The organism is Streptomyces sp. 11x1, assembly GCF_032598905.1.
In the GTDB taxonomy this organism is placed as follows: domain Bacteria; phylum Actinomycetota; class Actinomycetes; order Streptomycetales; family Streptomycetaceae; genus Streptomyces.
In genome coordinates this window covers 6,677,602-6,696,607 of the sequence record NZ_CP122458.1, presented here as the reverse complement: position 1 = coordinate 6,696,607, position 19,006 = coordinate 6,677,602, and the positions used below count along the sequence as shown (strand labels likewise).

At 69.8% G+C, this 19,006-nt stretch carries 18 protein-coding genes, 1 tRNA gene and 1 pseudogene; 12 read left to right on the top strand and 8 right to left on the bottom strand.

Annotation, left to right across the window (positions count from 1 at the left end; genetic code table 11):
* Positions 1-56: 56 nt before the first annotated feature.
* Complete coding sequence (locus tag P8T65_RS29440) at positions 57-1,664, bottom strand: beta-N-acetylhexosaminidase (RefSeq protein WP_316728198.1); 1,608 nt, start codon at positions 1,662-1,664, stop codon at positions 57-59.
* 104 nt (positions 1,665-1,768) lie between these two features.
* On the opposite strand from P8T65_RS29440, the gene P8T65_RS29435 reads away from it, so the two are divergent.
* The 3 genes from P8T65_RS29435 (at position 1,769) to glmS (ending at position 4,989) form a co-directional block, all read left to right on the top strand.
* A complete protein-coding gene (locus P8T65_RS29435) occupies positions 1,769-2,638 on the top strand; it encodes a DUF4429 domain-containing protein (protein WP_316728197.1) in 870 nt (289 codons plus the stop codon).
* A 248-nt stretch (positions 2,639-2,886) separates the two neighbouring features.
* Entirely contained in the window at positions 2,887-3,144 is a 258-nt protein-coding gene (locus P8T65_RS29430; RefSeq protein WP_316728196.1) for a hypothetical protein, read from the top strand.
* Between the two features lie 27 nt (positions 3,145-3,171).
* Positions 3,172-4,989 (top strand): glutamine--fructose-6-phosphate transaminase (isomerizing), encoded by a 1,818-nt coding sequence (gene glmS / locus P8T65_RS29425; protein ID WP_184893728.1) that lies wholly within the window; start codon positions 3,172-3,174, stop codon positions 4,987-4,989.
* 213 nt (positions 4,990-5,202) lie between these two features.
* On the opposite strand, the gene P8T65_RS29420 is transcribed toward glmS, so the two are convergent.
* Positions 5,203-5,733, bottom strand: coding sequence for a universal stress protein (locus P8T65_RS29420; RefSeq protein WP_230211544.1), 531 nt, complete (start codon positions 5,731-5,733; stop codon positions 5,203-5,205).
* Between the two features lie 520 nt (positions 5,734-6,253).
* On the opposite strand from P8T65_RS29420, the gene P8T65_RS29415 reads away from it, so the two are divergent.
* From P8T65_RS29415 to P8T65_RS29400, 4 genes are all read left to right on the top strand, one after another.
* Positions 6,254-6,595 (top strand): hypothetical protein, encoded by a 342-nt coding sequence (locus P8T65_RS29415; protein WP_399103254.1) that lies wholly within the window; start codon positions 6,254-6,256, stop codon positions 6,593-6,595.
* A 378-nt stretch (positions 6,596-6,973) separates the two neighbouring features.
* On the top strand, positions 6,974-8,200 hold the full coding sequence (locus tag P8T65_RS29410; protein WP_316728195.1) for a helix-turn-helix domain-containing protein: 1,227 nt from the start codon (positions 6,974-6,976) through the stop codon (positions 8,198-8,200).
* A 134-nt stretch (positions 8,201-8,334) separates the two neighbouring features.
* Positions 8,335-8,937: an oligoribonuclease gene (orn, locus tag P8T65_RS29405; RefSeq protein WP_184893722.1), complete on the top strand. Its 603-nt coding sequence runs from the start codon at positions 8,335-8,337 to the stop codon at positions 8,935-8,937.
* A 128-nt stretch (positions 8,938-9,065) separates the two neighbouring features.
* A tRNA-His gene (locus P8T65_RS29400) sits at positions 9,066-9,138 on the top strand.
* 145 nt (positions 9,139-9,283) lie between these two features.
* On the opposite strand, the gene P8T65_RS29395 is transcribed toward P8T65_RS29400, so the two are convergent.
* From P8T65_RS29395 to P8T65_RS29380, 4 genes and pseudogenes are all read right to left on the bottom strand, one after another.
* Positions 9,284-9,475, bottom strand: a complete 192-nt coding sequence (locus P8T65_RS29395) for a hypothetical protein (RefSeq protein WP_316728194.1) — start codon at positions 9,473-9,475, stop codon at positions 9,284-9,286.
* Between the two features lie 146 nt (positions 9,476-9,621).
* A pseudogene (locus P8T65_RS29390) lies at positions 9,622-9,759 on the bottom strand (IS30 family transposase); the annotation flags it as partial.
* A gap of 113 nt (positions 9,760-9,872) precedes the next feature.
* Positions 9,873-10,718, bottom strand: coding sequence for a serine/threonine protein kinase (locus tag P8T65_RS29385; protein ID WP_316728193.1), 846 nt, complete (start codon positions 10,716-10,718; stop codon positions 9,873-9,875).
* Positions 10,719-10,823: 105 nt separating this feature from the next.
* Positions 10,824-11,879, bottom strand: a complete 1,056-nt coding sequence (locus P8T65_RS29380) for a LacI family DNA-binding transcriptional regulator (protein WP_184898479.1) — start codon at positions 11,877-11,879, stop codon at positions 10,824-10,826.
* Between the two features lie 423 nt (positions 11,880-12,302).
* Between P8T65_RS29380 and P8T65_RS29375 the strand changes: the two genes are divergently transcribed.
* The 4 genes from P8T65_RS29375 (at position 12,303) to P8T65_RS29360 (ending at position 17,123) form a co-directional block, all read left to right on the top strand.
* A complete protein-coding gene (locus P8T65_RS29375) occupies positions 12,303-13,625 on the top strand; it encodes an ABC transporter substrate-binding protein (protein ID WP_316728192.1) in 1,323 nt (440 codons plus the stop codon).
* The gene (locus P8T65_RS29370; protein ID WP_316728191.1) at positions 13,622-14,650 is read left to right on the top strand and encodes a sugar ABC transporter permease; all 1,029 of its coding nucleotides are present in this window, start codon (positions 13,622-13,624) and stop codon (positions 14,648-14,650) included. The genes P8T65_RS29375 and P8T65_RS29370 overlap by 4 nt, the downstream gene beginning before the upstream one ends.
* Positions 14,647-15,552, top strand: a complete 906-nt coding sequence (locus P8T65_RS29365) for a carbohydrate ABC transporter permease (RefSeq protein ID WP_316728190.1) — start codon at positions 14,647-14,649, stop codon at positions 15,550-15,552. The genes P8T65_RS29370 and P8T65_RS29365 overlap by 4 nt, the downstream gene beginning before the upstream one ends.
* A gap of 128 nt (positions 15,553-15,680) precedes the next feature.
* Positions 15,681-17,123, top strand: coding sequence for a GH1 family beta-glucosidase (locus tag P8T65_RS29360; protein WP_316728189.1), 1,443 nt, complete (start codon positions 15,681-15,683; stop codon positions 17,121-17,123).
* Between the two features lie 77 nt (positions 17,124-17,200).
* On the opposite strand, the gene P8T65_RS29355 is transcribed toward P8T65_RS29360, so the two are convergent.
* On the bottom strand, positions 17,201-17,812 hold the full coding sequence (locus P8T65_RS29355; protein WP_316728188.1) for a hypothetical protein: 612 nt from the start codon (positions 17,810-17,812) through the stop codon (positions 17,201-17,203).
* A 202-nt stretch (positions 17,813-18,014) separates the two neighbouring features.
* Entirely contained in the window at positions 18,015-18,311 is a 297-nt protein-coding gene (locus P8T65_RS29350; protein ID WP_316728187.1) for a GNAT family N-acetyltransferase, read from the bottom strand.
* Positions 18,312-18,515: 204 nt separating this feature from the next.
* Between P8T65_RS29350 and P8T65_RS29345 the strand changes: the two genes are divergently transcribed.
* Positions 18,516-18,959, top strand: a complete 444-nt coding sequence (locus P8T65_RS29345; protein ID WP_316728186.1) for an NUDIX domain-containing protein — start codon at positions 18,516-18,518, stop codon at positions 18,957-18,959.
* Positions 18,960-19,006 lie beyond the last annotated feature (47 nt).

The window sequence follows — 19,006 nt, the reverse complement described above, 5'->3', positions numbered from 1 at the left end:
ACTGCGGGAGAAGCCCCACGCACCCGCACCCGCCGACACACAGGCACCCCCACCCCCTACCGCGCCGCAGGCCACGGCACCCCGGGCGCCCGGAAGTACCCCACCCCCAGCGCCTCCCACCGCGGCCCCTGCGCAGCAAGCCTCCCCCGATACCCGTCCCACCCGTGCGTGGACACCGGCGACCACCCCAACTCGGCAACCCCCGGCAACCGCGGAAACACCATGTACTCAACATCCGCAGAGGAGGTGATCGTCTCCGTCCACAACGGCGCCTCGACCCCCCGCACAGCCGCCGCAGGCACCCCCGCCAGATACGTCCCCGGATCCCAGTCGTACGCCCGCCGCACATCCACATACCCGGCCCAGTCGAGCCCGAGCGGCGTGTCCTTGTCGTACTTCATGTCGAGGTAGATCCGGTCCGCGGGCGACAGCACGACCCCCGTCCCGTTGCGCGCGGCCGCAGCCACCCGCTCCTTCTCCTCCGCGCCCGTGCTGTCGAGTCCCCAGTACTGCGCGAGAGCGCCCCGCGTCGGCGTCGCCCCGGTCAACTGGTGCCAGCCGACCACGGTCTTCCCGTACCGCTCGACGACCGGCTGCACGCGGTCCATGAACTTCACATAGTCCTCGTGGCTGGTGGAGTGCGCCTCGTCGCCGCCGATGTGCAGATACCGGCCCGGTGTCAGCGCGGCCAGTTCCCGTACGACGTCGTCGACGAAGTCGTACGTCACGTCCTTGCCGACGCACAGCGAGCTGAAGCCGACCTCGGTGCCGGTGTAGAGCGGGGGCGCGACGCCGTCGCAGTTCAGCTCGGCGTAGGAGGCGAGCGCCGCGTTGGTGTGGCCCGGCATGTCGATCTCGGGGACGACTTCGAGGTGGCGCGAGGCCGCGTAGCGGACGATCTCGCGGTAGTCGGCCTTGCTGTAGTGGCCGCCGGGGCCGCCGCCGACCTGGGTGGAGCCGCCGTACGAGGCGAGACGCGGCCAGGAGTCGATCGCGATGCGCCAGCCCTGGTCGTCGGAGAGGTGCAGATGCAGCTTGTTGAACTTGTAGAGCGCCAACTGGTCGATGTAGCGCTTGACCTGGTTCACGGTGAAGAAGTGGCGGGAGACGTCCAGCATCGCGCCGCGCCAGCCGTAGCGCGGAGTGTCCTCGATCGTGCCGCCCGCGATCAGCCAGGGGCCCGGCCGCACGGAGTCCTCCTCGACGGCGGCGGGCAGCAGTTGGCGCAGGGTCTGGACGGCGTGGAAGAGCCCGGCGGGCGCGCGGGCGGTGAGGGTGACGCCGGACCTCCCGCTCCGCAGCCGGTAGCCCTCCTGGCCGAGACCCGTCTCCCCCGCGGCCAACCGGAGGCGGATTCCGGCCTCCTGACGTTCGGTGACCGGCAGCCGGTACCCCGTCGAGGGCCGCAGGATCCCGGCGAGGTACTCCCCCACCCGACGGGCCTCGGGCCCGCCGTCCACGACGATGCGCGTACCGCTCGTCAGCCGGTACGGCGATCCGTCGGCCCGGACCGAGGCGGGAGCCGGGATCACCTGCCCGAGCGGAACCGGGGCGGCGTCGGCAGGGGCGTTCTCGGACACGGGTGCGGCTCCCACGGCGAAGATCCCGGCCGCCACCAGCAGCAGCGAGCCGAGAAGGCGGGTCGATCTGTGGTGCGATCTCACGACGAGCTCCCTCCACGTATCGAACGATGCGCTCCCCACCATCGCCCCTCCGCCCCCTCCAGGTCTAGACCACCTCTCCCCGTGGCCGGTGAAAGAATCCCCGCATGGCGGAAATCCTCCAGCGGGACGGCACGTGGACCTTCGACGGCGACACACTGCGGCTGACCCCCGGCCGCGACAAGAGCGTGAGCCTGCTCCGCAAGACCCTGGGTGAACTGGCCGTCCCGCTGGGCGCGTTGGCGGGCATCTCCTTCGAGCAGGGCAGGAGGTCGGGGCGGCTGCGGCTCCGACTGCGCGACGGCTCCGACCCGCTCCTCCAGGCGACCGGCGGCCGGCTCACCGACACCAACGACCCGTACCAGCTGAGCGTCGACGCCGACCGGTACGGCGTCGCCGAGTACTTCGTGGACGAGATCCGGAGCGCGCTGCTCCTGGACGAGGTCCCGACCGACGCGGTCGACTCCTACCTCCTCGCCGGCCCGGCCGTCCCGCTCTCCGTCTCCGCCGGGGACGGCACCGCGAGCTTCGACGGCGACCACGTACGGCTGGAGTGGAACTGGAAGACGGAGGACGCGAAGGCCGCCGCCGGGGCACGCACGCTCTCCCTGGCGGACATAGCGGGCGTCGAGTGGCACCCCTCGGTCGGCCTGGAGAACGGCTACCTCCGCTTCACCGTGCGGAACGCGCCGACCAAGGCCCCGCCCAAGTACGACCCCAACTCCGTGGAGCTGTGGGGATTCAAGAAGGACCCGCTGATGGCCCTCGTCGCGGCGGCCGTGCAGGCGCGGCTCCCGCACCCGGCGGCTGCGGCGCCGAAACAGCTGCCCGCGCCGGCCGCGGACCGGCCCGCCCCCGAGGAGGACCACGACGCCCTGCTGCGCCGCCTGCGCGAGCTGGGCGACCTCCACCGGTCCGGAGTACTCACGGACGAGGAGTTCACCCTGGCCAAGCAGGCGGTCCTCAAGCGCCTCTGACGTGCGCGAGGACCGCCCGCCCGGTCACCGGGGTCACCTGGCGCGGCATGCCGCCGCCGGGGTGCGAGGAATGTCCATGGTGTCCAAAAGTCGTCGCCTCGGGCGACGGGCTGCGGGACCCCGGGGGGCGGCACGCGAACAGCCCCTCATAACACGATCAGCGTTCCCTCAGGGGTCGGTAACAGCACCCTGCCCGATATCGGGCAGGATTCTTGCGAAACGCCCTCCGGTACCCCAGGATCTACCGAGTGCACGACGAACTCGTTGATCACCTGACGCGATCCTCGCCCCTCAGCCGGGGCGAGGCGCTGCGTGTGATCCAGGACGTGCTCGCCTACTTCGACGAGACGACCGAGGAGTACGTCCGTCGCCGCCACCGCGAGCTCCAAGCCCAGGGCCTGGTCAACGCGACGATCTTCGAACAGATCGAGGCGGACCTGAAATACCGGGCGGTCGCACCACCGGAGCTCACGCTCAGGCAACTGCGCCGCATCGTCTACGGCTGAACATCCACAGCTAGGGGATACGTATATATGTGCGGGATTGTCGGTTACATCGGCAAGCGCGACGTCGCGCCGCTGCTCCTGGAGGGCCTGCAGCGCCTGGAGTACCGGGGCTACGACTCCGCGGGCATAGTCGTCACCTCGCCCAAGACGGCCGGCCTGAAGATGGTCAAGGCCAAGGGCCGGGTCCGTGACCTGGAGGCCAAGGTCCCCGCGCGCTTCAAGGGCACCACCGGCATCGCCCACACCCGCTGGGCCACCCACGGCGCCCCGTCCGACGTGAACGCCCACCCGCACATGTCGGCCGACAACAAGGTCGCCGTCGTCCACAACGGCATCATCGACAACGCCTCCGAGCTGCGGAAGAAGCTCGAAGCGGACGGCGTCGAGTTCCTCTCCGAGACCGACACCGAGGTCCTCACCCACCTCATCGCCCGCTCCCAGGCCACCACCCTGGAGGAGAAGGTCCGCCAGGCGGTGCGCATCGTCGAGGGCACCTACGGCATCGCCGTCATGCACGCCGACTTCAACGACCGCATCGTCGTCGCCCGCAACGGCTCCCCCGTCGTGCTCGGCATCGGCGAGAAGGAGATGTTCGTCGCCTCGGACATAGCCGCTCTGGTCGCCCACACCCGCCAGATCGTCACCCTCGACGACGGCGAGATGGCCACCCTCAAGGCCGACGACTTCCGCACCTACACCACGGAGGGCACCCGCACCACGGCCGAGCCCACCACCGTGGAGTGGGAGGCCGCCTCGTACGACATGGGCGGCCACGACACCTACATGCACAAGGAGATCCACGAGCAGGCCGACGCCGTGGACCGCGTGCTGCGCGGCCGGATCGACGACCGCTTCTCCACCGTGCACCTCGGCGGCCTCAACCTGGACGCCCGTGAGGCGCGCCAGATCCGCCGCGTCAAGATCCTCGGCTGCGGCACCTCGTACCACGCGGGCATGATCGGCGCCCAGATGATCGAGGAGCTGGCCCGGATCCCCGCGGACGCCGAGCCGGCCTCCGAGTTCCGCTACCGCAACGCGGTCGTCGACCCCGACACCCTCTACATCGCCGTCTCCCAGTCCGGCGAGACCTACGACGTGCTGGCGGCCGTCCAGGAGCTGAAGCGCAAGGGCGCGCGGGTGCTGGGTGTGGTGAACGTCGTCGGTTCGGCGATCGCCCGTGAGGCGGACGGCGGCATCTACGTCCACGCGGGCCCCGAGGTCTGCGTCGTCTCCACCAAGTGCTTCACCAACACCACGGTCGCCTTCGCCCTGTTGGCGCTGCACCTGGGCCGCACCCGCGACCTCTCCGTCCGCGACGGCAAGCGGATCATCGAGGGCCTGCGCAAGCTCCCCGCCCAGATCTCCGAGATGCTGGAGCAGGAGGAGGAGATCAAGAAGCTGGCCGAGCAGTACGCCGAGGCCCGCTCGATGCTCTTCATCGGCCGCGTCCGGGGCTACCCCGTCGCCCGTGAGGCCTCGCTGAAGCTCAAGGAGGTCTCCTACATCCACGCGGAGGCCTACCCCGCCTCCGAGCTCAAGCACGGCCCGCTGGCGCTCATCGAGCCCGCCCTCCCGACGGTCGCCATCGTCCCCGACGACGATCTGCTGGAGAAGAACCGCGCCGCCCTGGAGGAGATCAAGGCCCGCAGCGGCCAGATCCTCGCCGTCGCCCACCAGGAGCAGGAGAAGGCCGACCAGACGATCGTCGTCCCCAAGAACGAGGACGAGCTCGACCCGATCCTGATGGGCATCCCCCTCCAACTCCTCGCCTACCACACGGCGTTGGCCCTGGGCCGCGACATCGACAAGCCGCGCAACCTCGCCAAGTCGGTCACCGTCGAGTAAAGAGGCCGTACGACGAAGACGGACCCCCACGTGATGCCACCGCTCACAAGGGGGTCCGTTCCATGACGCCGGGGTCGCCCAACATCCCGGCGCCGCTGCCAACTACCGTGGCCGTCACACCACTCCGTGCGGCATCACGCGGGTTATGCCCTTCACAAGGCCACAAACACCCCTACGCGCCAGTAGACTTGCGCGTTCTCGAACTCGAACTGGTCAGGGAATGACGATGACCGGCCGCTGCGCCCGCTTGGCGAGCCGCCCGGCGACGGACCCGAAGATCCGCCCGACGATCCCGTGCGTCGACCCGACGACGATCGCGTCGGCCTCGTACTCCCGCCCCACCTCTTCGAGTTCGTGGCAGATGTCGCCACCGCGCTCGACGAGGATCCAGGGCACTTCGACGAGGTAGTCGGCGCAGGCGAGCTCCAGCCCCAGGACCTCGGTCCGGTGATCGGGTACGTCGACGAAGACGGGCGGCTCGCAGCCGGCCCACACGGTCGTGGGCAGCCGGTTGGCGACGTGCACGATGATCAGGCCCGAACCGGAGCGGCGGGCCATGCCGACGGCGTACGCGAGGGCACGCTCACTGGACGTCGAACCGTCGAAGCCGACGACGACGCCGTGCTTGAAGGCGGGGTCGCAGGAAGGACGCGCCTCTTCCGCCGCAAGGGGCTCTGCCGCCGTGGGATCGGCGACGGGCCGCCGCTTGCGGTCCGCGGAGTCGAAGAATTCGTGACCGGCCATGGGTGTCTCGGCGTTCGGATCCTCGTGGATGGGACGACGTGGATGGGACGTCGGTGCGCGGCGGAGCCGTGTCCGGGAAACATCTTCCCAACCCCATACCCTCAAGGGTACGACCGCACGCCTCCTCCGCCCAGACCCCGCACCGGCTGCGCGGGGTTCCAGGGAGCATGCACGAGCACCGCCCCGTAACGCAATGGTTGCTGCCACGTACAGCCGGTTTGGACAGGAAGGCGGCTGCCGGGCGCGGGCGGCACCGACGGGGCCCGATGAGGCAGCGCCGACGGCAATCCGATCAGGCAGCATCGACGACAACCCGATCAGGCAGCACCAGTGACCGACGGGTCGAACACGCGTTGAACCCCCGTAAGCCGACCCCGAGGGAGCCAGGAGGGAGCCCGCAGTGCCCGCCCACCGCACAGCACACCGGACCGCACCCCGCACCCCCGCACCTCAGTCCGTCCGCCCCCCTGCCCCCGCCCCCGAGGCCGAAGCCGGACCCGACGGCACCGCCCGGGGCTCGATCCCGGCGCCGCCCCCGCCTCCCGCGCCCGTCCCCGCCGACACCGCCACGGACGTGGTCCGCTGGGCGGCGTTCAGCTGCGTCCTCGTCCCGGTCGTCCTCGTCTGGTACGGCACCTCGCTCGCCGGCGCGACGGGCGCGGCCCTCGGCCTCGCCGCGGTCACCGGCGTCTGCCGCGTCCTGCTCCGCCAGTCCGAGCGCGGAGCGGCCCTCACGTCCCGCACCACCGCCGCCCGTTCGATGGCCGAAGATCGCACCCCCGCACGCGGCCTACGCGGACACTCGACCTCAGGGGCGCACGGGGGCGGACGCAACTCCGGCACGAGTACGCCGGTCGACTGACCGGTTTCCGCGCACACCCCCGTATCTTTTCAGCCAACTTCGGCCACCTGCGCGTTCCTTGGTCGAACACCCCTCCACCCCCCGTTCGACCTGCACTGAAAGGGGTCCTGGGGCCTCGCGCACCCTACGTGGACCGGCCACTGGGACAAGGCGCACTTCCCTGCGCGGCCCACGAGTGCAACGCTTCGTGATCGAATGCTTTACGCCAAGTTGCCATGTCGACAATGTGCCGGTTGGCGATCTGGTCACGCCGGCACCACGGGACACAGTAGATTCGATCATGACTGTCTTACGGCGGGGGACTCGTGCAGGACCAAGGGGAAACGTGCAGGAGCGACACAACCGAGGAGCCGCGACCACCGAGGGGGGCTTAGCAGTATGAGCCACGACTCCACCGCCGCGCCGGAAGCCGCGGCCCGGAAACTGTCCGGGCGACGCCGCAAGGAGATCGTCGCGGTGCTGCTGTTCAGCGGCGGTCCCATCTTCGAGAGTTCCATACCACTGTCGGTGTTCGGGATCGACCGCCAGGACGCCGGCGTACCGCGCTACCGCCTGCTGGTGTGCGCGGGCGAGGAAGGCCCGCTGCGGACCACAGGGGGCCTGGAACTCACCGCACCGAACGGCCTGGAGGCGATCTCGCGGGCGGGCACGGTGGTCGTGCCCGCATGGCGTTCGATCACCTCACCGCCGCCGGAGGAGGCGCTCGACGCACTGCGCCGAGCGCACGAAGAGGGTGCCCGCATCGTCGGCCTGTGTACCGGCGCATTCGTGCTGGCCGCCGCCGGCCTGCTGGACGGCAGGCCCGCGACGACGCACTGGATGTACGCGCCGACGCTGGCCAAGCGCTATCCGTCCGTCCACGTCGACCCACGAGAGCTCTTCGTGGACGACGGGGACGTACTCACCTCGGCCGGTACCGCGGCCGGAATCGATCTCTGTCTGCACATCGTGCGGACAGATCACGGCAACGAGGCGGCAGGGGCCCTGGCCCGGCGTCTCGTCGTGCCACCCCGTCGATCGGGCGGCCAGGAGCGCTACCTCGATCGATCTTTACCCGAGGAGATCGGCGCCGACCCGCTCGCCGAGGTCGTCGCCTGGGCGCTGGAGCACCTCCACGAGCAGTTCGACGTGGAGACGCTCGCGGCACGGGCGTACATGAGCCGTCGTACGTTCGACCGCCGGTTCCGCTCGCTCACCGGGAGCGCTCCCCTGCAGTGGCTGATCACTCAGCGCGTGCTGCAGGCGCAGCGTCTGCTGGAGACGTCGGACTACTCGGTGGACGAGGTCGCGGGCCGCTGCGGCTTCCGTTCGCCGGTGGCGCTGCGCGGGCACTTCCGGCGGCAGCTGGGTTCGTCCCCGGCGGCGTACCGGGCGGCGTACCGGGCCCGGCGGCCGCAGAACGACAAGCCCGGCGACCACCACGACGGACCGCACGGCCTCCCGGGGGCGTCCTCGATGGCGCCGGAGCACGCGCCGGTGCCGCTGCAGGCGCGGCGCACGGCCGCGGCGAGCGCCCTGGCGCCGTCGGCGTCCATGTCCACGGAGGGCGCCAAGCCGGAGCTGTACGCGACGAGCCGCCTGCCGGGCCAGCGCAGCGCGCCGTAGCGAGGCAGCCGTGTGCCGCGTAGTGGTGTAGTTCACGTACCGGCCGTACGGCCCGGTCCCGCACCTGATCACGCCGTGATCACCCTGGTGCAGGACCGGGCCGTACGGCTGTCACGGGCCGTAAGGTGAGACACATGAACGATCGCATGGTGTGGATCGACTGCGAGATGACCGGCCTCTCGCTGTCGGACGACGCGCTCATCGAGGTGGCCGCCCTCGTCACCGACTCCGAGCTGAACGTGCTCGGCGAAGGAGTCGACATCGTCGTCCGCCCGCCGGACTCGGCGCTGGAGACGATGCCGCAGGTGGTGCGCGAGATGCATACCGCATCCGGCCTGCTGGACGTCCTGGCCGGCGGCACGACGCTCGCCGACGCCGAGGAGCAGGTCCTGGCGTATGTACGGGAGCACGTGAAGGAACCGCGCAAGGCACCGCTGTGCGGCAACTCGGTGGGCACGGACCGGGGCTTCCTCCTGCGGGACATGCCGACGCTGGAGGAGTACCTGCACTACCGCATCGTGGACGTCTCCTCGATCAAGGAGCTGGCCCGACGCTGGTACCCGAGGGCGTACTTCAACAGCCCGGAGAAGAACGGCAACCACCGGGCCCTCGCCGACATCCGTGAATCCATCGCCGAGCTCCGCTACTACCGCGAGGCGATCTTCGTCCCGCAGCCCGGCCCCGACTCGGACACGGCCCGCACGATCGCCGCGAAGCACGTCCTGCCCGGTCGGTAGCCCCGCCTCCCGGGGCCCGGGCGGCCCCGGAACCGCCCCCACCGAAACGCGTGCGCGGGCACCCCTTCGGACCCTGTACACTTTTTCTCGGCCGGTCGGTGAAACCTTCGGACGAACCGCCGGTCATGGTGGGTGTAGCTCAGCTGGTAGAGCACCTGGTTGTGGTCCAGGATGCCGCGGGTTCGAGTCCCGTCACTCACCCTGAACAACGAGCCCTCCGACCTGGGAACAGGTCGGAGGGCTCGTTCGTGTGCGCTGCACCACCATCGATGAGCAGAGCCGGCGGTTTCCAGCGGTCGTTGCAGCACGCTGGTAGTGGTGTGGCGCCGGCTGCGGAGTTCTTGCTTCACTTCCCGTCGGTGTCGGTGGGAAGTGAAGCGCCTTCGTGTGTCGGGTCTTCGGTGGAGGTGCGAAAGCGGCCCATGCTCGCCATGATCAGAACGGCTCCGGCCGGGGCCGCGAGGCCGTAGGCCAGGGGGAAGCTGTCTTTCACCAGGTTGAACAGAATGAGCAGGCCGGCGAGGCCGGTGATCAGCACGGGACGTCGGATGATGTGTCGCACGATGATCTTCAGGCGCCGGGTTCCGCGGGCGCGGGTGAGTCGTTCCCATTCTGACGCTGCCATGCCATCAGCTTAGGTCCGGCATGCGCGGCAGGTGCCTGATCTACCGCTCCGCCGGACGTTCAGAGGAGTTGACGCAGACGCTCGGCCGGGGTTTCCCAGCCGAGCGTTTCGCGTGGGCGGCCGTTGAGTTCGGAGGCGACTGCGGCCAGGTGTTCGTGGCTGTGGACCGCGAGGTCGGCGCCCTTGGGAAAGTACTGCCACGAAACCGCCTATCGGCTGAACCGGTTCGTGGCGGACCCCGCGCGTGTTGGACCGCGAGTACTCTGACCATTGATCTTGTGGCGGGTCGAGGCAAGTTGACGGAAGGACCTCAGCTACGCAGCCAGGCTTCCCTGAACTCCTTCACGCCCGCGAAGCGTTCACCGGGGTCGGGGTGCGTGGCCCGCTCCAGGACGCGCAGTTGAGCCACCGTGCCCCGCCAGGCGCGCTCCTCGTCGCCTGCGTCGAGCAGCAGGCGTGCGGTGCGGCCGAGCGCGTGGACCGTGGTACGGATGTCGATCGTCGCGCCGCGCTCGTACTCCTCCGGCGCCATGAAACGAGTCGACCCCGGCAGCCTCTCGGCATCCAGTACGAAGGGCCCCGGCCGGTACTCGTCGAGGTCGACCAGACTCATCTCTCCCGCCGCGAAGTCGTACAGCAGGGCCCCGTCGTAAAGATCCACGGCGCCGTACCCGGCGGCCTCGACTGCGAGGTGGGCGTCGAGGACGCGGGCGAAGGCCGCCTCGATCCGGTCGACGGACAGGGAGCGGAAGCGCGCCATCGGACTGTCTGGGTTCGTGCGGTCTCCTCTGCCGCGCTCGGCGGGGTCGTACAGCACCTCGCCGTCCCGCCAAGGCATGGCCACGGCCGACCCGTCCCGCAACGCGATCCGGTGCACCTGCGGAACGATCACCGGGTGCCGTACGGCCTGGTGGAAACCCCACGCCCGCTCCAGCGACCGCCGACCCACGGCAGTGACCGCCGTCTTCACGAACCACCGCTCATCGCGGTCCCGCAGCCGAACGCCGTAGGCCATGCACCCCGAGTCCTGTTTCCCGAACACCCGGAAGACGTCGCCGACCCGGGACAGGTAGGCCCCGAGGGGGCCCTCGACCCGGTCGACGTCCAACAGCGGGTGATGTCCCGTGCTTTCCCCGTCGCCGCCAAGCTTCTCCATGAGAGCCAGGCTGCCAGCAGCACGGGTCGGCTTCGCCGCCGCCTCGTGGGCCGACGGGCACGAGCCCACGCAGTCGCACAGGCCCGCGTCCACGGTGACCTCCCGTCAGGAAGAAGCCCGCGCCACCAGTTCCGTGGGCAGCACCACCTGCCGCCGTTCCAACCCCCGCGACACCGCCGGGCGGCGGTCCGCGATCTCGTCGAGGAGGAGGTCGATCATGGCGCGGCCCATCTCCTCGATGGGCTGGCGGACACTCGTCAGCGGGGGATCCATGTGGCGGGCGATCGCCGAGTCGTCGTAGCCGACGAGGGCGACGTCGTCCGGTATGCGGCGGCCCGCCTCGCGCAGCACCTGGCGGGCGCCCGACGCCATCACGTCCGACTCGACGAAGACCGCGTCGAGGTCGGGGCGGCGGGCCAGCAGTTCCTTCATCGCCCTGCGGCCGCCCTCCTCCGTGAAGTCACCGGGGACGATCAGCCGCTCGTCGACCTCGCGCCCGGCGTCGACGAGGGCCTCGCGGTAGCCGACGACGCGGCGCTGGGCACCGTAGACGTCGAGGCGCCCGGTGATCGTGGCGATCCGGGTGCGGCCACGAGCGATCAGGTGCTCCACCGCCGAGCGGCCGCCGCCGTAGTTGTCGGAGTCGACGGACGGGAGCGTCTCGTGCTCCGAGCGGGGGCCGCTGATCACCGCCGGGATCTCCAGTTGCGACAGCAGGTCGGGGAGCGGGTCGTCCGCGTGCACGGAGACCAGGAGGACCCCGTCGACGCGGTGCGCGGCCAGGTACTGGGCCAGCCGGCGGCGCTCCCGGTCGCTGCCAGCGAAGATCAGCAGAAGCTGCATCTCCGTGTCGGAGAGCTGGGCGCCGACGCCCTTGAGGATGTCGGAGAAGTACGGTTCCGCGAAGAAGCGGGTCTCCGGCTCGGGCACGACCATCGCGATCGCGTCCGTACGGTTCGCCGCGAGCGCGCGGGCCGCCGTGTTGGGGACGTAGCCGAGCTCCGCGACGGCCGCCTCGACCGCCGCGCGGGTCGCGTCACTGACCCGGGGCGAGCCGTTGATCACCCGGGACACCGTCCCCCGGCCCACACCGGCCCGTGCGGCGACCTCTTCCAACGTCGGCCGCCCACCGCTCCGGCCCCGTGCTCCGTGGCCTGCCACCATGGTCGCCTCCCGTTCACACCGCGCTGGCGTGGAATCTAACAGTCCTGATCCTCGTACGACGTCCGGAAGGCGAGCCTTCGGCTTTCGGCGCGACCGGCGAGACGACTGGTTACACGAGTCCAACGGTCCCACAGGTCCTTCACGCCAACCCCGCCCCCGCTCTCGTCGGCCCCCGCCCCCACTCCCATCGGCCCTCGGGTTAGTTAACAGCCCGATAACCGAAGACAAGTCTCCGCGCTCGCTCCCTTGACACCCCCGCAGGAACCGACGACTCTTCAACACATCACTTGTGGGAGCGCTCCCACGGTACCTGGCACTTACACAACCCGCACGTTCCCCGCCCGAGCCGCAGTATGAGATAACGGGCCCAACAACGCCGTTGGCCGGGGGGTCGGCACGTCAGGGCATCAGGAGGACGCAATGCGAGCACGTACCCGAACCGCCCGCAACACGGTGGTCCTGGCAGCCGTCGCCGCCCTGGGCGCCGGGCTACTGGCCGGCTGTTCCGAGGACCCGGACGACGGCACGTCGAACGAGGGCGGCGGCAGCAGCGGGGGCAAGACCACGCTGACGGTCGGCACCTTCGGTGTCTTCGGCTACAAGCAGGCCGGCCTGTACGACGAGTACATGAAGCAGAACCCGGACATCGTCATCAAGGAGAACGTCACCACCAAGACGTCGGTGTACTGGCCCAAGACGCTCACCCGGCTGCAGGCCGGCTCCGGCACCGACGACATCCAGGCGATCGAGATCGGCAACGTCACCGAGGCCGTGCAGACGCAGGGCGACAAGTTCGTCGACCTCGGCAAGGAGGTCGACAAGTCGCAGTGGCTGGACTGGAAGAACCAGCAGGCCACGACCAAGGACGGCAAGCTCATCGGGCTCGGCACCGACATCGGTCCGATGGCGATCTGCTACCGCAAGGACCTGTTCGAGAAGGCCGGCCTGGAGACGGACCGCACCAAGCTCGCCGAGCAGTGGAAGGGCGACTGGAGCAAGTACGTCGACCTCGGCAAGGAGTACATGAAGAAGGCGCCCTCGGGCACCAAGTACGTGGACTCGGCCTCCTCGGTCTACAACGCGGCCCTCGGTGGCGCGACCGAGCGCTACTACGACAAGGACGGCAACGCCATCTGGGACAAGTCCACGGGTGTGAAGGACGCCTGGGACGCGGCCATGTCCGTGGCGACCAGCGACATGTCGGCGAAGCTGAAGCAGTTCGAGGCGCCCTGGGACCAGGGATACGCCAAGGGCTCCTTCGCCACGGTGGCCTGCCCGGCATGGATGATCGGCTACATCCAGGAGAAGTCCGGTGACGCCGGCAAGGGCAAGTGGGACGTGGCGGCGGCGCCGACCGCGGCCAACTGGGGCGGCGCGTTCATCGGTGTGCCGACGGCGAGCAAGCACCAGAAGGAGGCCATCGCACTGGCGAAGTGGCTGACCGCTCCCGAGCAGCAGGCCAAGGTCTTCGCCAAGCAGGCCAGCTTCCCGTCGACCCCGTCGGCGTACCCGACCCTCAAGCCGAGCCCCGACACCACCTCGTACTTCTCCGACGCGCCGCTGACGCAGATCTTCTCCGACTCGGCGAAGACGATCCCGGTGCAGCAGTTCGGCATCAAGGACCAGCCGATCGGCACCGCGATCGCCGACATCGGCATCGTGCAGGTCGAGCAGAAGGGCAAGAGCCCTGAGGAGGGCTGGGAGGCCGCCAGCAAGGAGATCAAGGACGTGCTCGGCCAGTGACCAGCTCCAAAGAGGCACTCGCGCATTCCGCGGCGAGCGCCGAGACCGCGCCCGGCGATGAGCCGGGCGCGGTCCGGGGCGCTCAGGGGCGCGGTACGCCGCCGACCGGCACCGACTCATGGCGCAGCCGGCTGTACCGCTGGGACATGAAGGCATCCCCGTACGTCTTCATCTCCCCCTTCTTCCTGATCTTCGGGGCGTTCTCGCTCGTCCCGCTGCTCTACACCGGCTGGTACTCGCTGCACAGCGTGCAGCTGGCCGACCTGGACAACCAGACCTGGGTGGGCCTGGACAACTACCAGAACCTGCTGTCCTCGGACTTCTTCTGGAACTCCCTGTGGGTCACCTTCACCATCGGCGTGATCGCGACCGTGCCCCAGCTGATGGTGGCGATCGGTATCGCGCACCTGCTCAACTACCGGCTGCGCGGCTCGACCGTGTGGCGGGTCATCATGCTGACCCCGTACGCCACGTCGGTGGCGGCGGCCACGCTCGTGTTCGTGCTGCTGTTCTCGTGGGACGGCGGCATGGTCAACTGGCTGCTCGACTTCATCGGGATCGACCCCGTCAACTGGCGTGAATCCGACTGGGGTGCGAAGTTCGCGGTCTCCACGATCGTGATCTGGCGGTGGACCGGCTACAACGCGCTGATCTACCTCGCGGCGATGCAGGCGATCCCCTCCGACCTGTACGAGTCGGCCTCCATCGACGGGGCGAACCGCTGGCAGCAGTTCATCCATGTGACGATCCCGCAGCTGCGGCCGACGATCCTGTTCACGGCGGTCGTCTCCACGATCGGCGCGACCCAGCTCTTCGGTGAGCCCCTGCTGTTCGGCGGGGCCGACGGCTCCAAGGGCGGATCCGAGCACCAGTACCAGACGCTCGGCCTGTACATGTACGACCAGGGATTCATGATCGGAAACCTCGGCAAGGCGTCCGCCATCGCCTGGTCGATGTTCCTGATCCTGCTGATCGTGGCCGCGATCAACCTGCTGATCACCCGACGGCTGAGGAAGTCCCCATGACCACGAGCGAACTGACCCGCCCCGGGGCGACGAAGCGGGCCCCGGAGACGAAGGCCACGCGCCGCCGGGTGATGGGCGCTGGCAGGCAGATGCACGCGGGGCCGCTCACCTACGTCGTCCTGACCGTCTTCGCCGTGGGCTCGCTCGCACCGCTGGTGTGGACGGCGATCGCGGCCTCGCGCACCAACCAGCGGCTCGCCGAGGCCCCGCCGCCCCTGTGGTTCGGCGGGAACCTGTTCAAGAACCTGGAGACCGCCTGGGAGCAGGCCGGGCTCGGCACGGCGATGCTCAACACCACGCTCGTGGCCGGCACGATCACGGTCGGTACGGTGCTGTTCTCCACGCTCGCCGGGTTCGCCTTCGCCAAGCTGCGGTTCCGGTTCTCCAGCGTCCTGCTGCTGCTGACCATCGGCACGATGATGATCCCGCCGCAGCTGGCGGTGGTCCCCCTGTACCTGTGGATGAGCGACCTGAACTGGTCCAACCAGCTGCAGACGGTCATCCTGCCCACGCTGGTCAGCGCCTTCGGTACGTTCTTCATGCGGCAGTACCTGGTCCAGGCGCTGCCCTCCGAACTGATCGAGGCGGCACGGGTCGACGGCGCGAGCAGTGTGCGGATCGTGTGGCACGTCGTGTTCCCGGCAGCGCGGCCGGCGATGGCGGTGCTCGGACTGCTGACGTTCGTGATGGCCTGGAACGACTTCCTGTGGCCGATCCTCGCGCTGAACCAGCAGAACCCCACGGTCCAGGTGGCCCTCAACGCCCTCGGCACCGGCTACATCCCCGACCAGTCGGTGATCATGGCGGGTGCGCTGCTCGGCACGCTGCCGCTGCTGATCGCCTTCCTCCTGTTCGGCAAGCAGATCGTGGGCGGCATCATGCAGGGCGCGATCAAGGGGTGACCCGGCTCGCGCCGACCGCCCCACCACATGAACCCCCTCGGGGGCTGGGCCACCGCCGTCCCGGCCCCCGTTCTCTCCTCCCCCCACCCGCCACTGTCGGTCTCCACGACCACTATGGGAGCGCTTCCATGCCTGAACCCGTGAACCCGGCCACCCCGGTGACCTTTCCTCCCGCCTTCCTCTGGGGCGCGGCCACCTCCGCCTACCAGATCGAGGGAGCGGTGCGGGAGGACGGCCGTACGCCCTCCATCTGGGACACCTTCAGCCACACCCCGGGCAAGACCGCCGGTGGCGAGACCGGTGACATCGCTGTCGACCACTACCACCGCTACCGCGACGACGTGGCGATGATGGCCGACCTGGGCCTCAACTCGTACCGCTTCTCCATCTCCTGGTCGCGGGTGCAGCCGACGGGCCGTGGCCCCGCGATCCAGCGCGGCCTGGACTTCTACCGGCGGCTGGTCGACGAGCTGCTGGAGAAGGGCATCAAGCCGGCCGTGACCCTCTACCACTGGGACCTGCCCCAGGAGTTGGAGGACGCGGGCGGCTGGCCCGAGCGGGACGTCGTGCACCGGTTCGCCGAGTACGCGCGGATCGTGGGCGCGGCGCTGGGCGACCGCGTCGAGCAGTGGATCACGCTCAACGAGCCGTGGTGCACCGCGTTCCTGGGCTACGGCTCCGGGGTGCACGCGCCGGGCCGTACGGATCCGGTGGCGTCGCTGCGCGCGGCCCACCACCTGAACGTGGCGCACGGGCTGGGTGTCGCGGCCCTCCGCTCGGTGATGCCGTCCCGCAACGCGATCGCGGTGAGCCTGAACTCGTCGGTGGTACGGCCGATCACGAACTCCCCCGAGGACGTGGCGGCGGCGCGGAAGATCGACGACCTGGCCAACGGTGTCTTCCACGGTCCGATGCTGCACGGCGCGTACCCCGAGACCCTGTTCGCCGCGACCTCGTCGCTGACGGACTGGTCGTTCGTGCAGGACGGTGACGTGGCGACGGCCAACCAGCCGTTGGACGCGCTGGGGTTGAACTACTACACGCCCACGCTGGTGGGCGCGGCGGACGCGGACCTGAAGGGCCCGCGTGCGGACGGTCACGGGGCGAGCGCGCACTCGCCGTGGCCGGGCGCGGACGACGTCCTGTTCCACCAGACCCCGGGCGAGCGCACGGAGATGGGCTGGACCATCGACCCGACGGGCCTGCACGAGCTGATCATGCGGTACGCGCGGGAGGCTCCGGGGCTGCCGATGTACGTGACGGAGAACGGGGCCGCGTACGACGACAAGATGGACTCCGACGGCCGCGTCCACGACCCCGAGCGCATCGCCTACCTCCACGGCCACCTGCGCGCGGTCCGCCGCGCGATCGCCGAGGGGGCGGACGTCCGCGGCTACTACCTCTGGTCCCTCATGGACAACTTCGAGTGGGCGTACGGGTACGGGAAGCGGTTCGGTGCCGTGTACGTCGACTACGCGACCCTCACCCGTACGCCGAAGTCGAGCGCCTACTGGTACGCCCAGGCGGCGAAGACGGGCGCCCTGCCGCCGCTGGTGCCGACCTCGGCGTAACGGGCCACAGGGGTGGTGACGCGGCGGGAACCCTCCACGGGGTGCCCGCCGCGTTCATGGCCGAGGGAGCGAAGCGCTCAGCTCTCGCAGCTGTCCTCGCGGTCGTTGATGTCCCCGATGCAGGTGTCGTTGCCGGAGTCCCCGAAGGAGCGGTCGTTGCCCTGTGAGGAGTCGAGGGCGTCCAGGCGGTCGTTGCCGTTCCTGCCGAACATGACGTCGTCTCCGAAGCCACCGGTGATTCGGTCTGCCCCGCCACCGCCGAAGATGGTGTCGTGCCCGCCCTGACCGTCCACGGTGGTCCCCGCGGTGGCGGCGGGGTCGAGCGTGATGACGTCGTCGCCCGCGCCGGCGGTGATGTTGGCGGGCACGCTGCCCGTGATGGTGACTATGTCAGCGCGGTCCCCCGAGTCGAGGGTCAGGGTGCGACCGTCGAACGGGCACCGGACCGTGTCGACATCGACCTGGGTGCAGCCGGATCCCGCGGTGACGGTGTCGCCGTCGTCGCTGATGAAGACGGAGTTGTTGGACCGGGTGATGGAAAGAGTGTTCGCCTTCCCCGCTACGGCGTTGACGTAGATGCGAACCGTGTCCAACCTCACGCCGGTCGCCGCGTGCGCCTGTCCGGCCGACAGCACCGTCGCCGCGCCCAGCACCATGGTCGTCACGCCGGCTTGTACCGCTCTGCGCATGGACGTCTTCAATGCTCCTCCTCTTCTCCCTGATGGACACTGGCTGGTCTTGCCGTGATCCACCCTGGGGCCTGGGTGGTGACAGGGCATGGGGAGAGAACCCCCAATTATCTTCTGCCTTGCGGGAGTTCGGGGTGATGGTGGCGCCCCCGGGGGACATGAAGGGCGGGACACGGGGCGGCAGCGCGTCCTCACCAGCGGCTCACCGCTCACCTACCGCGCGTTCCGTGCCCCGGGCGCACAGGTCGGCGAAGGCGTGCTCGCACAGGGCGGTGCCGGTGCCGTCGCCGCGGTGGCGTTCGTCCGCGGCGAGCAGGGTGATCTCGCCGTGGTGGCGGGCGGGGTCGGCCTGCCAGGCGACGTGGCCGGCGATCAGGCCGTCGGTCTCGGCGACCGCGACGTACTTGTGCCGGTCGGGGTCGTGCAGGGTGGGGACGAGCGCGCGGTAGTCGCCACGCCGGTCGGCGTGCAGCGTGCCGAGGACGAGCCTGTCGAGCACGGGTCCGACGGAGTCCTCGAAGAACTACCGGAACGTGTCGATGGAGTGAACCTCTCGGAACCTGAGGGAGACGAGGGGGAAAGGACACCTCTGGCCCGCCGGTCGTCCATGACGCGCCGGCGGGCCGACCCTCAGTGGCGGGTACGCCAGGAAGCGAAGCACTCCATGCACGGCATGCTAGCGGCCTACGAGAGGACAGGTCATATGACTTTGCTGGTCGCCGCCGTCATCGTCCACGACCGGGACGCGGGGCGGGTCGCGCTCCTCCAGCGGGGCGAGAACGCCAGGTTCGCGCGGGGGAGATGGCATCTGCCGGTCGGCAAGAGCGAGCCCGGGGAGCCGATCACCCGGACCGCCGTGCGCGAGCTGTACGAGGAGACCGGGCTGACCGTGACACCCGAGGCGCTGGAGGTCGTGCACCTCGTCCACGCGGCCCGGGGCGTCGACGCACCCGACGGCTTCCTCACCGTCGTCTTCGCCACCCGCGAGTGGAGCGGAGAGCTGGAGAACCGGGAACCCCACAAACACGCCCAGGTCCGCTGGACCGACACCGGCGCGCTCCCCGATGACTTCGTGGAGGGCGACGCGGCCGCACTGCACGGCTATCTCGACGGCGGACCACGGCTGTCCCTGCACGACTGGGAGTAAGGCACGCGCAGGGCCGTGGCCCCCCCGGAAGGGGCCACGGCCCTGCG